Source organism: Arthrobacter sp. NtRootA1, assembly GCF_019976975.1.
GTDB lineage: Bacteria > Actinomycetota > Actinomycetes > Actinomycetales > Micrococcaceae > Arthrobacter > Arthrobacter aromaticivorans.
This window is the reverse complement of the sequence record NZ_AP024630.1, coordinates 3,369,900-3,384,952: the sequence shown is the minus strand read 5'-3', so window position 1 is coordinate 3,384,952 and position 15,053 is coordinate 3,369,900. Positions and strand designations below refer to the sequence as shown.

11 protein-coding genes are annotated in these 15,053 nt (G+C 66.4%); 3 read left to right on the top strand and 8 right to left on the bottom strand.

Annotated features, from left to right (window positions below):
* Positions 1-145: 145 nt before the first annotated feature.
* A complete protein-coding gene (locus LDN90_RS15355) occupies positions 146-1,915 on the top strand; it encodes a recombinase family protein (RefSeq protein WP_160147644.1) in 1,770 nt (589 codons plus the stop codon).
* Positions 1,916-1,925: 10 nt separating this feature from the next.
* Here LDN90_RS15355 and LDN90_RS15350 read toward each other — a convergent pair whose 3' ends face one another.
* From LDN90_RS15350 to LDN90_RS15340, 3 genes are all read right to left on the bottom strand, one after another.
* Positions 1,926-2,156, bottom strand: a complete 231-nt coding sequence (locus tag LDN90_RS15350) for a hypothetical protein (protein ID WP_142938820.1) — start codon at positions 2,154-2,156, stop codon at positions 1,926-1,928.
* A 137-nt stretch (positions 2,157-2,293) separates the two neighbouring features.
* Positions 2,294-2,581, bottom strand: a complete 288-nt coding sequence (locus tag LDN90_RS15345) for a hypothetical protein (RefSeq protein ID WP_056387699.1) — start codon at positions 2,579-2,581, stop codon at positions 2,294-2,296.
* A gap of 19 nt (positions 2,582-2,600) precedes the next feature.
* Positions 2,601-2,936, bottom strand: a complete 336-nt coding sequence (locus tag LDN90_RS15340; protein ID WP_142938821.1) for a hypothetical protein — start codon at positions 2,934-2,936, stop codon at positions 2,601-2,603.
* A 593-nt stretch (positions 2,937-3,529) separates the two neighbouring features.
* Between LDN90_RS15340 and LDN90_RS15335 the strand changes: the two genes are divergently transcribed.
* A complete protein-coding gene (locus tag LDN90_RS15335; protein WP_071416348.1) occupies positions 3,530-4,111 on the top strand; it encodes a hypothetical protein in 582 nt (193 codons plus the stop codon).
* Positions 4,112-4,240: 129 nt separating this feature from the next.
* A complete protein-coding gene (locus tag LDN90_RS15330) occupies positions 4,241-4,705 on the top strand; it encodes a hypothetical protein (protein WP_142938822.1) in 465 nt (154 codons plus the stop codon).
* A gap of 107 nt (positions 4,706-4,812) precedes the next feature.
* Here LDN90_RS15330 and LDN90_RS15325 read toward each other — a convergent pair whose 3' ends face one another.
* The 5 genes from LDN90_RS15325 to LDN90_RS15305 form a co-directional block, all read right to left on the bottom strand.
* Positions 4,813-5,325, bottom strand: coding sequence for a hypothetical protein (locus LDN90_RS15325; RefSeq protein ID WP_142938823.1), 513 nt, complete (start codon positions 5,323-5,325; stop codon positions 4,813-4,815).
* 77 nt (positions 5,326-5,402) lie between these two features.
* Entirely contained in the window at positions 5,403-9,044 is a 3,642-nt protein-coding gene (locus tag LDN90_RS15320; RefSeq protein ID WP_223946292.1) for a hypothetical protein, read from the bottom strand.
* Entirely contained in the window at positions 9,041-11,326 is a 2,286-nt protein-coding gene (locus tag LDN90_RS15315; protein WP_202979317.1) for a hypothetical protein, read from the bottom strand. The genes LDN90_RS15320 and LDN90_RS15315 overlap by 4 nt, the downstream gene beginning before the upstream one ends.
* Before the next feature lie 41 nt (positions 11,327-11,367).
* Positions 11,368-12,267: a hypothetical protein gene (locus tag LDN90_RS15310; protein WP_142938825.1), complete on the bottom strand. Its 900-nt coding sequence runs from the start codon at positions 12,265-12,267 to the stop codon at positions 11,368-11,370.
* Between the two features lie 253 nt (positions 12,268-12,520).
* Positions 12,521-14,938: a type IA DNA topoisomerase gene (locus tag LDN90_RS15305; protein WP_142938826.1), complete on the bottom strand. Its 2,418-nt coding sequence runs from the start codon at positions 14,936-14,938 to the stop codon at positions 12,521-12,523.
* Positions 14,939-15,053: the final 115 nt, after the last annotated feature.

Here is a 15,053-nt window from a genome sequence, read left to right as displayed (position 1 = left end):
CTTCGCGATTTTTTGGCCGGCTGACGAGTCCGACCCACGTGGTCGGCCAAGCCGAGCCTTGCGGAATGCAGCACTTGCAGAGGCCATCATCACAACGATACGCAGACCACGCGGGTCGCCACCCTTAAAAATGTATGCTTTACGGGTGCGAGCCGTTGCCTATATCCGCAGATCCAAAGATCCCACCGAGGGCAACGCGTCGCTCGTCGACCAGCGTGTTTGGATTATGGCGGAAAGCCGGAAGCACCACCACACGGTCGCCAAGCACGACATCTTCGAAGAAATCGTCAGTGCCTACCGCGACCGGCACCGCCCCGAGCGCGACCGCCTCGAAGGGGTCCTCGCCGAAGGCGACGTCAAGGCGCTCTACGTCCGGGACCTTGACCGGCTGGCACGGCGGTTGATGGACACCGCCCGCATCGTCGACACCTGCAACCGCCACAACGTCACGATCTACACCCATGACCGCGTGTTCGCCCCTCGATCGCCCGACACCATCCTGCTGATCTCCGTCCTCGGCGGCCTGGCGGAGACCGAGGCGGCGACCACGAGCAAGCGGCTGAAGCGCACCGCTGAGAACATCCGCCAGAAGGGCGGCTGGAACGGCCCTGCGCCGTACGGCTGGATGCGGCCCGAGCAGCGCAACGCCGACGGCGTGAAGACGCTGAAACTGCACCCGCAGGAGAGCAAGACCGTCCGCCGCATCGTCGAATGGCGGCTCGACGGACTCTCCGTCGCCGAGATCGTCCGGGAGCTCAACCAGCAGGGCCTGACCAACCGCGAGGGCCGGCCGTTCCAATACCGCGCCGTCGCCTCGCTACTGCGCCATCCGCTCCTGGCCGGATACAATTCCCTGACTGCCAAGGCCGATGGACGCAGCGGCGGCCCAGGTCCGGACTTCCGCGACACGCGCAAGATCGTCATCGACAAGGATGGGCGTCCGGTCAAGAGTCATGAGGCGGTCTGCACGGAGGCCGAGTGGGAAACCCTGCGCCTGCTGATGAAGCCCCAACCGCTCAAGCGGACCCGGGCCCGCGCCGGAGGCCTTCCCCTGGTCGGCCTCGTCTACTGCGCCGGCTGCGGCACCAAGATGACCAGCAACAGGTCGATGGGTGAGTCGGGATCGTACGTGTGCAACGGACGGATGCGCGGCGCTAACTGCCCCGGCGTTGCAATCAACAGGGAAGCCCTGGAGCGCTTCATCCGCGACGTCGTCGCCGGATCGCTCGACAGCCCCGAGGTGATGGAGCTGCAGGCCGAGAGGCTGAACCAGGCCGCGGAAGGGAGCGCGAGCTCGGAGTTGTCCGAGCTCCACGAACAGGCTGATGCCCTGGGGGACTCCATCCTGATCCTGCGGGCCCAGATCAACACCGCGCCGGCCAGCGCGATGTCGGCACTGCTGAACCGCATCGGTGAGGAGGAGGCCCTCAAGGGCCAGATCGAGATGCGGATCTCGGAGAAGACCGAGGGGCGACCGAGGGCGATCCCCGACATCAGCGGGGCCGAGTTCCTCGAGCTCTCCGAGACGGAGCAGAAGTCGATCATCAGGGCCTTCCTCCGCAAGGTCGTGGTCTACGCCGACGACGGAAAGCGCGGGTCGGTCAAGGGGATGTTCGGCTCCCAGGGCACGAACCTGAGCCGGATCGGCTTCTGGTATCTCGGCGAAGCTGACGACCAGGAGCCGCGCCGCGGGGGCGGGTACTCGCTCATGCCCTCGAACGGCAGCTACCAGTGCCCCAAGTGCGAAGAACCCCGGACGTTCCGCTACCGGAACAACCTGCGCCACCACAAGAACTACGCGCACCCGCAGCCAGTGCCGTGTCCTGAGTGCGGCCAGGAATTCCCTTTGCCCGGGCTGCCCAGCCACCGCCGCAACAAGCACGGGGTCAAGGGCTCACGCCAGTCCTGGAGCTGACTCTCGGGGACTAGGCGGCCCGACGGCGACCCAAGCGCGCAGGCTTGGCAGCCTCAGCTGCCTCCGCCCGCCGGATGGCCACCGAGGCCGCCACGGCGGCTCCGGCCTTGATGGCCTCCACCGGGATCGGGCGGACGGCGATCGCGGCTGCAGCTGCCGCCGAGATCTGCACTGGCCTGCGCGGGGAGGCAGATGCAGACGAAGCCACACCGCGTTCAGCGGTGGTGACCTGTCCTGCCATGACTGCCTGCCTCAGATAGCTGTGCCTTGAATGCCTATCGGCACTCTATCAACTAATGAGTCAGAGGATCAATCGAATGGAATCTGATACGAGTCGAATCGTCACACTCGGGGATGAGTCGACGAGATGGAGCGGGCTCAGGCCGCGGCAGCCCCGGTGTCGCTGATCCCGGCCAGCAGCCACTGCTCGGACAAGGGGTCGCGGCGCAGCTCGAAGGTTCGCAGCGCCGAAGTGGACGTCAACCGGACCTGAACCTGCCAGTGTTCGACGCTGATCAGGTCGCCGCTGCCCACCGGTGCCCGCTTGGCGGTGTTCCACCAGTCGGCACGGGTGAACCAGTGCACAGGTTCCGCGGCCACGGCCCAGATCCTGCCGTCATGCCTGACGGCCAGGGGAACCCCCTTCGCCGTGAAGCGGACCTCCACTGGAGCGTCCAGAGGTTTGCTATTTGATGCTGTTGCTGCCACGGGTCCGCTCTCCAAGATTCCTGTTCATCATTTCTTCCCGGCGGGTAACCGCCGAACTCCACACCCAGGTCCGGTACGTCACCGGCCCGTCCTTCCATGTCACTTCGACCGCTTTCGCTGTCCAGGCGAAGACCTCGCCGTCCACCAGTTCTGCGCTGTTCGGGAACCGGATCCATGCCTTGACGGGGATTCCGGGATACCCGTTCTTGGCCGGGAAGTGTTCGAAGTCGAGCTCTTCCACGGTCAGCCCGATCGGGCTGGCCCGCCGCGCATACTGCGCTTGCAGTGCAGCGGCGAACTCTTCGGAGGACATAACACAACCTTAGAACACATATTCGAATAGGCGACCCACATAGATGGCGGCTACGGCCGGCCGCCTCGCTCCCGGGAATCACCGTTGGTCCTGTTTTTCGATCCCCTGGGCACCAAGCTATAAAAGGGCTCCGACAACGTCCGGAACGGACTGATCCTGGTCCGCTGCCGGCTCGGCACAAAACGGCGCAGTGTCCGACAATGGGGACATGCCAGCTGCTTCTGCCCCCTGCACCGTCCACCACCTCTACTCCACACCCGGTCACCTCCTCCCCGCGTGCGGTGTAACCCCCGGCCCCGACGGGTCCGAGTGGCACACCGGACACGACGCCGGGGTCCTGCAGGCGTTCTCCGCGCAGGGATCCGCGTGCTGCTCTCTGTGTCTGGAGTTGTGCCTGTCATCTCCTGACTGACATGTGCAAGGTGGTACAGGTGGTACGTGGTCTGCCATACTGGTAGAGAAAACAGGTATACGAGTGGAAATCCTGCTCAGCCCCGGCTGAGCAGATCGTCCGTCCAGGCGGGCGCGGATAGTCCAGCTTCGGCTCCCGGGCATGGCCTGGGAACGGGGGCTCGGGGAAACAGTTCTGAACTGTGGAGCCGAGACGCTGGACCTTCCGAACACTCATTGCCTGGACACAGAGCCAGGACGACAGGACCGACCAGAAGGACGAGAAGACCATGGACATCACCAGGACCGCACACGTGACGCGGACGAAGCTGGCCGCGACCGCTGCAGCCCTGGCATGCGCCGCGCTCGTGCTCAGCGGCTGCAGCAGCTCCGGCGGGGACGGGCGGTACTTCGCCACCTCGGAAGGACAGAACGGCGACATCGTCGTCGTGGACGGTGACCAGATCACCTACTTCGACACCGCCAGCCGCCAGGACCTCGCCTGCCACTCCATCAACTCCGTCCTCGACGACCCGAAGGCGGCCGCGGCGAAGGGCGAGCTCAAGGACGCCTACACCGTCCGCGGCACCGGCAAGATCAACGAGTCCAAGTCCTCCGTGGACTGGACCGAGGCTGGCCGCAGCACCACCGAGACCGGCTCGATCAGCTTCGGCAAGGACAAGTCGACCATGGAGTTCGTCTTCTCCAACGGCGTCAACGACGTCGTGCTCGTGCCAGTCGACAGCGAGCAGGGCAAGGCCGTCAAGACCAAGTACTGCGGCTGAGGAGGCTGACCCCTTGACTGCCCCGATCGACCTGCAGTACCGGAGCCCCGTGGACCACGCGTCCGCGGGGCTCTGCTTTTTCTCTCCCAGGACGCGCCCGTGCGCCAGACAGGATGCAGGAGGTCGGGCATGACGCTCATCGGACCGATCAGGTACTACAAGGGGCGGGTGGCGTACCCCTGCGACGAGCAGCTGCGCACGGCAAGAGCCACCTGGGATTTCGACGACATCCGCCGGCCGACGGACGATGTGGACTGCACGCACATCCAGCTGATCGAAGTCTCCGGCCGCAACGCGGGGGAGCGGCGGCAGCTCGAGGAGGAGAAACTCACACGCTTCTTCGACTACATCGGCACCCGGGCCGGCTTCCGGGTGCTCACCCACCAGAAGAAGCCGGACTCGGCCACTTCGGCCTTCGTTTCGCACGAGATCGTCTACGTCATCGAGTCCCGGCCGACCAGGGGGTACGCCAAGCTCACCCTGCGCTCGGAGCTGCCGCGCAGCGGGACCGCCGGTGCCGTCTCGGACATCTTCAGCGCCGAGGGAATCGACCGCATCTCGCGGATCTTCGACAAGGGCCCCCGGAGGGATTGAGGCCGGTGCTGCAGTACGACTGCCGCCCGACGGGAAAGGAAGACCCCATGGACATCACGTCCACGGGGTCTTCTTGTGTCTGACTGGCTGGCAGTCCCGTATGAGCCCTACAGCCGTCCGCCCTTCAGGCGCAGCGCCCGGTACTCCTCGATCGTCTCCGGCGGCCGTCCGTACTTTGGCGCATGTGTCTCGACGAAATCGATCTCGGCCCAGGTGTCCCGGTGCCGGACCCGCGACCTGGCCAGCACCGCAAGCGCGGTTACTGAAACGACCACGTTGGCCAGCCACCACAAGATGGCGATGAGGACCGCCGCCTGGACCAGTCCCCGTTCAGAGGAGCCCGTCTGTGCTGCCACGGCCGCCAGGGCCGTTGAACCACCCAAAGCCATGCACCCGAGCAGGAGCCCGGCCACCCAACCCTCCGTCGGCACCCGCCGGCGCGCCAGATCAGCGGGGCTGTCGCGATGGCGGACCAGCCGCAGCGCCTCGCGCAGGAAGAACACAGCAGCCAACGCGGCCAGGCAGTTCACCGCCAGCTCGCGCGCTCCCTCGAGCCACCAGCGCCCCGAGTGCCACCAGCCCAGCGGAAACTCGTCGCGCGCCTTGCCTCGCAGATTCATCCGTTCCATCCTTTCCCCCGTGGCAGGCAAAGGGCGGCGCACGCCTTGTCGGAGTGCGCCGCCCTCATCACCAACGATCAGTTCTTCGGGTCCTCAGCCGGCTTCCTCCGCGACACGGGACCGTCCGTGCGCTTCGGAGCCGGATCCGCCGTCCGCCGCGGCTGGGCCGGAGCCGGCTGCGACGGCTTCGGGGCCGGGGCCTTCGGAGCCGGGGTGGGAGCCGAAGCCTTCGGAGCCTGAGCCGCCGGTGCCGATCGACGTCCGCTGCGTGGAGTCGGCTGGACACCCTGGCTGCCCTGAGCGCCTCCGGCAACCCGGCCACCGACACGGGGCTGGATAGGAGCAGGAGCAGGAGCAGGAGCAGGAGCAGGAGCAGGAGCAGGAGCAGGAGCAGGAGCAGGAGCAGGAGCAGGAGCCGGGGCCTGCGGACGCTGACCGGACTGGCCCTGCGCCTGCGCCGGAGCGCCGGTGCGGGGCTGGATCGGAGCCCGGTGGACACTGCCCTGGCCGGTCGGAGCCTGGACCGGAGCCTGCGGGCTGCGGCGCTGACTGCCGCTGGCCTGCGGGATACCCGGTCCCGCCTGCACAGCACGGGAGCCGGAACCCGCGTTGGCCTGCGGCTGCTGGCCTTCGGCGGCCCGCGTCGCCCGGGTGCCCGGAATCCCCGGGACCGCTGCGACGACGGGGTTCACCTGCGCGGGCCCGCCGGTACCAGCGGTGAAGCGCGGGCCCTGGCCCGAGGAGGCCGGAGCCGCCTGCTGTCCGGTGCCGAACTGCGTCGGTGCCGACTGGCCGGCGTCCGCCTTGCGGCCACCGCTGGTGTGCGCACCGCTATCGGTGCCGCCCGTGAGCCCGTCCCGCTTCTGACCCTGACCCTGGCCATGGCCCGGCTGCCCGGTACCAGGAGCACCCTGCGCGCCGCCGAGCCCATGGCCGCCCCGCGAGGAGGGACCCTGGCCGGTGCTGTAGCCGAGGTTCGACAGGCCGCCCTTGCCGCTCAGGGTCTGAGCAGTCTCCTTGTCGGAGCGGGAGCTCCCCGCCTTGCCTCCCGTGAGCTGCAGAGGACCGCCCTTGTCGCCGGGACCCTCGGGACCACCAGCGGACGGACCACGGCCGCCGCTGTCACCACCACCGCCGGGAACCGGACCGGGGCCGGCGGGGCTGCCGCCGTCGGGGCCGGCTTCCGGACCGTCGTTCGGACCGGCGGCCAGGGCCAGTGGGCCCTTCCCGGCAGCAAGCGACTTCTGCTCGCCGTTCAGGCCGCCGGCGTTGGTCGACGAGCCCTTGCCGCCACCCGGGGTGCCGCCGGGCTTCGTGGCCCCGCTGCCGCCGAGCTTGCCGCCGACGCCGGAGGCGAGCTTGTTGCCCATGGCCATGCCCGCTCCGGCCCCGGCTCCCGCAGCCAGCGCGGGGAGCATGCCGCTCTTGTCCGGCTTCGGTGCGGTGTTGGTCTCGAGGAACTTGTCCACGAGCTTGGTGAACACCTCGTCCATCGCCTGCAGCACAACCTTGCGCACACGCAGGAGCGCCAAGGTGATGCCGATGATCAGCAGCGAGGAGATCAGGGTCAGGATGACCACGATGATCCCGCCAAGCATGCCTGAGCCCCACAGGCCGTCCTGGGACATCCAGGCCGACACGGGCCCGGAGATGATGTCCGGGATGGAGATCAGCAGCTCCGAGACGAACTGGTAGATGAACAACGTCACCAGCACCTCGAGGATCAGTGCGACGGAGTAGACGATCACCTTGCTGATCGCGGCGATCGCGCCCAGCGTGGCGAACGGCACCGCGGCCACGAGGCTGAAGGTGCGCTTGACCGCGCCCACCAGCATGCCGATGGCGTACCAGAATCCGAGCAGGACCATGCTGCCCAGGACGACCCCGGCGTTCTGCCAGTACATGAACTTCGCCGGGCCCGTACCGACCTGGCTGACCGCCATGTGGTCCTCGCGGGTCAGGCCGCTGGTGACGTTGTTCGAGCTGTACATCGTCATCGAGTCGGGGCCGAAGCCGGTGTTCAGGTAGTTGTACGCCGACAGCGCCGACATGTTGCAGGAGACCGGGGCGTTGTCCGCCCAGACTGAGAACCCACAGCCGTGCTTGGTGCCCTGGGTCGAGAAGCTCGTCGTGTTCCCGCCCGGGTTCGAGGAGGTCAGGCCCTTGCCGCCGGCCGCCAGCACCGGGTGGTTGGTCGGGATGTAGTCCGACTCGCCGTGCCCGCCGAAGTTGTCGCTGTCACCGTAGGACTTCTTGTCGATGAACCACTCCTTCTTCACGTCGCTGTTGACCGGCAGGTTGGTGATCGCGCTCTTGATGCCCGACTCGAAGTCCGACGCCGATGTAATCTGGCCCGAGATGTAGCTGTTGAGCATGCCGAAGGTCTCGCCCACGGCGTTGAAGTCACCCGCCGGGCTGCCATCCATGCCGACCAGGCTGTTCTTCCAGGCCGTCTCGGCATTGGTCGCACCGGGGCCCACGCTGATGTCGCGGAAGGTCGAACCGTGCGCCTGCTTGTTGATCGCCAGTGCCGTCGTGCGCACCGACATCATCGCGTTGTTGCTTGCCTGGCCGTTGTCCCAGGCGATAACGGCCTCATCGGGAACGCCGAGACGGTCGTTCATCATCCAGGCCTCGAAGTCCACGTACGTGGAGAGCACCACACGGGTCGGGCCGGCGTGCTGGCCCAGCAGCGAGTCATCGAACTTGTCCAGGACGCCGGTGTACATCGAACCCATCAGCGGAAGGCCCACGCCAATGAAGACGACGCGCACGACGAGCTTCTTGATCGCCGAGCCGCGGTCCATCTTCTTGAACAGCACCAGGCCAATAATCAGGAACCCGATGAAGAGCGGGACCAGCGCCTCCCAGGCGATGGACTGCAGCAGGCCGTACCAGCTTGCGATCCAGTGCTGCAGGCCCGCCAGGGCACCGCCGCCGGCCTGGCCACCGGTCATCCCGTCGGCGAGGTCCTGCTGGTGCGCGCTGTTCGTATTGCCGCCGGAGTCCGCGACGCCTGCGACCGCCTGGTAGAACCACATGAACGGGTTCAGCACCTTCAGCAGCTGGATGATGAGATAGAACAACGTGCCCACGGCCAGCGCCATCGCGTAGAGCAGCCAGATCGCGCCGCCGCCGATGAGCGACAGGATCTGTCCACCGATGCCCGAGGACATCGTGTCCAGGCCGAGGTCGGCGTTGGCCGCGCCGAAGTGGGCGTAGTCCACCATGCCGGAGTAGACGTTCTTGCCGCTGCCGCTGGCTGTCGCATTCAGCGTGTCGTACCCGATGGTCTGCGTGGAGCCCGTCGCCTCGGCGAAGAGCCAGCCGACTACGTTGAAGAGGCTGAATTCGGAGTCGGCGTAGCCGAGCATGTCGCCGCCCGTCGCCGGGTCGGCGGTGATCGCCCGCCAGTCCTCGTTCATCCGATCCTCGGGCTTGTCCTTGCCTTCGGGGGAGTTCTCCTGACTGAAGTACGTCGAGGCATTCGACGCCAGCTGGTACAGCGAGTAATTGTCGCGGTCCTCGTCGTCGGCAGCGTGTGCTGACGGCGCGAACACCGTCATCAGCAGCGGCACAACCAGTGCCACGAGCAGCGACAGAGCAAGGACGCGCACCAGCCCGCCCCGGGCAGTCGCCGCGGCCCGGGCCCGCGCCGCGAGCGTGATGGTCCCGTTCATCTTTCCCTTCCTGTCTGTCGTGTCCGTGATGGCCGTCATGACTTGCCCAGCTTCCGCGGGGCGGTCCCGGCCTTCTTCATGGCCTTCCTGCGGTCGGCCCGCGCCACCTGGTCCTCAGAGCGGTCCTCCTCGGACTCGACGCTCTGGCGGGCGCTGGTGAGCTTCGCGCCGGGTGCCGGCTTGTCCTTCATCAGCTGGTCCATCCGGGCCGCCTCGTCGGCCTTGGCGGCCTCCAGGCGAACCTGCCTGCGCTGGGCCTCGCGGAAGGGGTTGATCCCCAGCGCGAGGTCGAGGTGGAAGACCACGTTCGACACGTCCCGGCGCAGGTAGGTAAGGTTCTCGCCCTTGGTCGTGATGAGCTGGGCGAGGTCCGGCGGGATCTGCTGGTGCAGCTGCTTCTGGTACTCCGCCACCGTGCGGTCGCGCATCGGCCCGAAGAGCGTGTAGTCCGCGGCGTCGAACTTGTTGAAGTCCGAGTCCGCGAGCATCTTGTCGACGTCGTTGTAGCTGTAGACCACGCGGCCGCCGCGCTCGTGCATGTGGTCGAACTGGTCGCGCAGGTACTTCTTGACGCGGTCGTCAATCTGCTCGGTGCCGTGGATCACCACGGTGTCCCCGAGCCCGAGCTTGCCGACGGCGAAGCCGACGATGTTGACCAGCTGGGCCATGGCCACACCCTTGCCGCGGCGCATCAGCCGCGAGAAGTCGTAGACCACGCGCCGGGCATCCCGGACCCCGTCCACGGCCGATGCCGTGTGGTTGTTGAACAGGTCGCCGTTCGTGCTGAGCATCGTGTTCGCGATGCCGCGCAGCACGTTGTACGCGCGCAGCTGGTCGGGGTCGGTCTTGCTTGAGTTCAGCAGGGCCTTGTGCGCGGTGTCGAGGTACGAGACGAACATCTGCAGCCGCGGCACCTGCTGGTGCGGGATGTTGACCACGCGCAGGCGGTGCCGCTGGTCCTTGGCGTTGTGCCGCCACATGCCCTGCTCGACGTAGAAGTCGGTCGCCGTGTCCTCCAGCGCAGAGCGGATGATCGAGCCGATTGCCCCGTCCGTGGTCTCGTAGAGCTGCTCAAACATCAGCTTGAGCTTCTCCATCTGCGCTGCGAAGACCGTCAGTTCGTCGTCCTCGTCGCCGAACAGCTCGAAGGGGTTGACGTCACCGCGGTTCAGGTCCACGCGCGAGGTCAGCCGCTCGAAGTTCGGGCCGAGCTTGTCCAGGTCCGCCCCGTCCAGCACGAGGTGGACCACCGAGCCGTTGCCGAGCATGCAGGCCTGCGAGATCTTCGAGCACCACATGTTCGACACACGCTGGCGGTCCAGGTACTCGCTCAGGGTCGCGTCTGCCACGACAACGTGGTGCTCGTACCGGTTCACGTCCATGAGTACGGCCGAGTTGTTGACGTCGCCGACCATGTAGCCGACGTACTCGCCGCCCCGGTCGTTCAGGCCGTTAGTCACCAGCGAGTACGAACCCGCGAGCTCGGTCGAGGTGAAGTGGAAGCCCTTGCCGCGCTTCTTCTCGTTGTTCTTGAACAGGCCCGAGAGTTCCTGGCGCTGCTCGCCGGCGTACGCGGCAGCCTTGAGCGTGCCGAAGCGGTCGATGTACAGGCGCGTGACGCGGTCGACCGAGTCGTCCAGCGTCTCGAGGTCCGGAGCCTTGAGAAACAGGCGGTTGTGCACCGACAGGTAGCTCGCGCCGTCCTGGATCTCGCCGATGGTGACCTCCAGGTCAGAGGAGATCTTGGCGGCCTTGCGCTTGGAGGAGGTCGTGCCGGTCTCCTCCTGCTCGTTCGCGTCAAGGCGGTCGAGCTTCTCCGACTGCTTGGTGAACGAATCCACCCACTTCTCGTCCATCCGGCGCACCTGCTCCAGGACGACCGCGGTGACGCGCTCGTCGAGCCCGTCCGGGATCCGGTCGATGCCCCAGAACGCGGCGAAGTTGTCGTGGGCGGCGTCGTCGTGGAAGAACGCGAGCACGCACGCCACGGAACCGTCGACCTCGAAGTAGTCGGAGCGGAAGACGTACTTCTCCCGAGGCTTGAGCGCCAGCAGGTGCGGATACGAGTCGAACCGGCCCTCCAGCTTCTTCATCTCCTGGCGGCGCTGCCACCAGTTCTTCTTCGGCTCGGCCACCTCGGCCGGCTCAGCGGCGACCGCCGGCGCGGTCACCTCAGACGGCTCCGCCGTCCCGCCCGTGGCGGGATCGGCGTCGAGAGCGGCCTCCAGTTCATCCACGCCCGGCACGGCCGTCGCGTCCCCGCCCCGGGGCTTCTTCCCCGGAATGCCCAGCTGCGCGCGGGCCTTCGTCATCAGCGCCATGTCACCCTTCGTCCTTCCTTTGTTCGTCCAGCTCGGCCCGGTCAGTTCAGTGAGGCCTTGAGAGAGTGCAGGTCGTCCTCGATGCCCTGGTAGAAGACCCGCAGCATGGGCTCGGTCTCCTCGCGGTCGAGGACCGTAGCCTCCTTGATCATCAGCGCGGACCCCTCGACCTCGGACTGCAGCACCATGTGCGCCCGGCGCAGAGCGTCAGCGCTCTTGCCCTTGAGCAGCAGGTACTGGTGGATCGAGGTGAACTTGCCACCGACGTGCTGCGTGAGGATGTCATACTGCTCGTTCTGCAGCTCGATCAGGTCAGGGTCGCGGACCTCGAGGGCGTGGTTGCGGTGCTCGAGCGAGGCCACCTGGTGGTAAATCCGCTGCGGCTCCTTCGTGGTGACGAAGGACCACTCGCAGTTCGTGTCGATCTTGCGCCAGAAGGCGTCGACCCGGTCCAGGATGCCGATGCGGTCCTCGTCGAAGAGCAGGTACGACGCTGAGCCGACGACCAGGTAGACCTGCCCCTCACCGCCGTCGGAGAAGTGGATCCGGCCGTCCTCCTCGATGCCGTCGATGCCGACGATCGAGTAGAAGTCGCTCGGGTCCGAGCTGCGGCGGGTGAAGACGTTGCGTGCCCGGGACGGGGCGTACGCCAGCAGGGCGGGCACGTTCATCGCCCGCAGCTCCTTGGTCTTGGTCATGCCGCCGAAGTAGACGATCAGTGCCAGGCCCCAGATGACGAAGAGCGTGATGAACACCGGTCCCGAGCTCGCCACGAAGGTCTGCGTCACCGCCCACAGCAGCGCCAGCGCGCCCCCGCCGAAGAAGAACAGCTGCTTGATGGGGGAGGGCTTGGCCGCCCAGCCGCCCTTGCTGAGCGTGATCTCGTGGTCGAGGAACGACCTGTTGAGGCTCGTCGGCACCTTGTACGAAATCTTCGCCATGAATCTCTCCCTGCTGCCACCACCGATTTGTCTGCGCCTGTCCGAATGCCCTCATAGACGAGGGATACATGACTACTCTACCTTAGATAGACCTATCGAATCGAGCGTGATTGACGCACGAATGGCATCGCCCAACGGACTCGGACATGCGATCCGATGCCGTTGGGCGATGCCATGGCGTGCTGATGTACGTGGACGGGCAGTCTATCGGACTGACCTCCGAATAATCATTCAGGAGCGAGTCTGCGCAACCTCAGCCGAAGGAGGGGACGAGCTTCCTCTTGCCGCCCTCGTCCTTCCAGGCCAAGGTCGCGTCGAACTTCTTTCCCTTGCTCGAGGTGAAGCCCGTACCCTTGATCGTCTTGCCCGCGGCCAGTGCCGCGAGCTGATCGTCGGTGAAGGCAACCCCGCACCAGCTCTTCGGCGGGGAGTCCAGTGAGGCCTCGAAGTCAGGCACGATCTTCTTACCCTCACCCTTCTTCTCCTCGCGGAAGAAGACCTTGCACTGGAAGCGGTTGCCCTTCTTTGAGACGAAGTCGCTGGACTCGACGCCCTCGCCAGCCATGAGGCGGTCGATCTCCTCGGGCGTAAAGGTGTAGTGGCACCAGGACGCCGGCGGCAGCGCGTTGCCGCTGGCATCGCGCCGGCCGAAGCCTAGCTTCTGGAACCCGACGAACTTCCGGCCCTTGAAGGTGCCCTCGTCAAGCTCGCCGAAGACCTCGTAGGCCTTGCCCGTGGTGCTCTTCGCCGAAAACTCGATCGTCTCCCCGGCCAGCAGCCGGGCGACCTCGTCGTCGGTGAAGCGGTGGCCGCCCCACTCACGCGCGAACACCACATCCTTGCCCGTCTTGGCCCAGGTGCCCTGCGCCCGCTCCTTCCGGGTGACGGCCTCCTCCTTGAGCCCCAGTGCGGAGCGCATCGTCGCGGCGTTCTTCTGCATGGTCACGATGTCCTCGCGCACCCAGTCGGCCACGACCGCGAGGCGGTCCTCTGCGCTCGGGCCGGTGCCCGCGGCAATCTCCTTCATATCGGCATAGACCTTCTCGGTCAGCGCCAGATCGCCGATCCGGGTCCCCGGCAGGAGCCGCCAGCTCATGTCCCCGGCCTCGGCGAGGGTGAGCTTGCGGCCCTTCTCCAACAGCAGCGGGTACTTCGTCTTCGTCGAGGTCACCTCGGAGTACGTCGAGGTCCGGGTGGCACCCGTACCCACGTCGCGCTTCTCCAGCTGCTTCATCAGCCACTTCATGCTCGGGTGCTCGGGGCGCTTGTTCGCACCCTCGAAGACGAAGGGCTTAGCGTTGGTGCCCAGGCCCTTGGCCGACTCGTTCTCGTCACCCTCGGCGGTGTCGTCGCCGGCGTCCGGATCGAACACCGCCTTCCAGCCCGCCGACAGCGGGACGTTGGCGATGCCCACGAAGTCCGGGTAGTCCTTGACGTGGCCCTTCTGCTGCTCGTAGATGTAGTCCTCGGCGATCATCGCCAGGTAGTTCTTGCCCAGCGTCTCGTAGATCAGGCGGCCGGCCTTGCCGAAGCGCTGCTCGACATCGTCCAGCGAAGCGGGCACCTTCGGGCCCGGCCGGTTCGCACCGTGCGCGCCCTGGGGCTTGACGTGCGTCTTGCGCGGCTGGCGGTGCGTCAGGAGCTTCACGTCCACACCCACGACCCCGGCAATCTTGTCCACCAGGGGCGCGAGCTCGTCGAACTGCTCGGGCGTGATCGTCACGTCGGCAGTGCGCGGGTAGCTGACGGCCTGGGCCTCGTACATGGACTGGTAGGTCGAAAGCACGAGCTGGGCCTTGATCCCCTTGCCCACCAGGAGCGAGGACAGTGCGGCCAGGTCCAGCAGCTTCGGTGGCGCGGTCTGCTTCGTCGCCTTGCCGTCGAGCACAACGGGGGAGGGGCCGTACTGGTTCGGCACCTGGTCCTTCTGGTCGAACCGCGGCTCCTCCGGGTTCGTGTACATCACGTCGTTCTCGTCACGGAACCGGTTCTGGAAGAACGGCTTCTTGACGTAGTCGTTGTATGCCTTCAGCTGGTCGCCGACGAGCTTGACCATCGCCGACTTCAGCCGGCCCTGGCGCAGCACCGTGTCCTGCCCGGACTGGCGCGCCATGTTCGTGGCGATGCGGGTGAACTGCATCGAGAGCAGGTCGAACTGTGAGCGGTAGCGCGCCTTGCGGTACTCGTCGAAGTCCAGGAGCGACGGAATGACCTTGCGCGCGGCGAAGGCCTTCTGCAGCGAGGCCGGAGCCTCATCAGTGAAGTACATGCGCGACCACTTGCCCGGCTTCAGCCCCAACTCGAGGAAGGCATTGACCGCGATCATACCGCCCTCGCCCGTGGGGTCGAGGTCGGTGGCGATCACGATCTCGTCGCACTTGCCCAGGGTCCGCTTCACGTCCTGGGCGACAGAGCTCGCGTTCTTGATCACCTCCAGGCTCCAGTCCAGCTGCTGAGGGTCCCAGGGCAGGTTGCCCAGGTCCCAGGTCCGGTACTTCCCGGCCACGTCCGGATCCGCCACCATCCGGTGCGGATCGACGAACTCGTACAGGTGCCCCCGGGCGTGGGCGATGACGAACTGCTCCCCGTTGTACGTGCCGTTCATGCCGCCGAGGGATGCAGCGAAGTGCCGCGCCGCGCTCGGCTTCTCGGTGAGGATCCCGACAACCATCTTGACTCCCTTTCGTCGGTGACTCATAAACCAGTCGACTCATAAATCAGTCACAAGTCTATCGACAGAACGAGTCGAATGGCGAGTCTGAGCAAGTCGCATAGCGAGTCAAGTG

Coding starts and splice junctions, on each gene's coding strand:
- LDN90_RS15350 (WP_142938820.1), bottom strand. CDS start 2,156: ATGGCAGGACAGGTCACCACCGCTGAACGCGGTGTGGCTTCGTCTGCA.
- LDN90_RS15340 (WP_142938821.1), bottom strand. CDS start 2,936: ATGTCCTCCGAAGAGTTCGCCGCTGCACTGCAAGCGCAGTATGCGCGG.
- LDN90_RS15330 (WP_142938822.1), top strand. CDS start 4,241: ATGACGCTCATCGGACCGATCAGGTACTACAAGGGGCGGGTGGCGTAC.
- LDN90_RS15325 (WP_142938823.1), bottom strand. CDS start 5,325: ATGAATCTGCGAGGCAAGGCGCGCGACGAGTTTCCGCTGGGCTGGTGG.
- LDN90_RS15320 (WP_223946292.1), bottom strand. CDS start 9,044: ATGACGGCCATCACGGACACGACAGACAGGAAGGGAAAGATGAACGGG.
- LDN90_RS15315 (WP_202979317.1), bottom strand. CDS start 11,326: ATGGCGCTGATGACGAAGGCCCGCGCGCAGCTGGGCATTCCGGGGAAG.
- LDN90_RS15310 (WP_142938825.1), bottom strand. CDS start 12,267: ATGGCGAAGATTTCGTACAAGGTGCCGACGAGCCTCAACAGGTCGTTC.
- LDN90_RS15305 (WP_142938826.1), bottom strand. CDS start 14,938: ATGGTTGTCGGGATCCTCACCGAGAAGCCGAGCGCGGCGCGGCACTTC.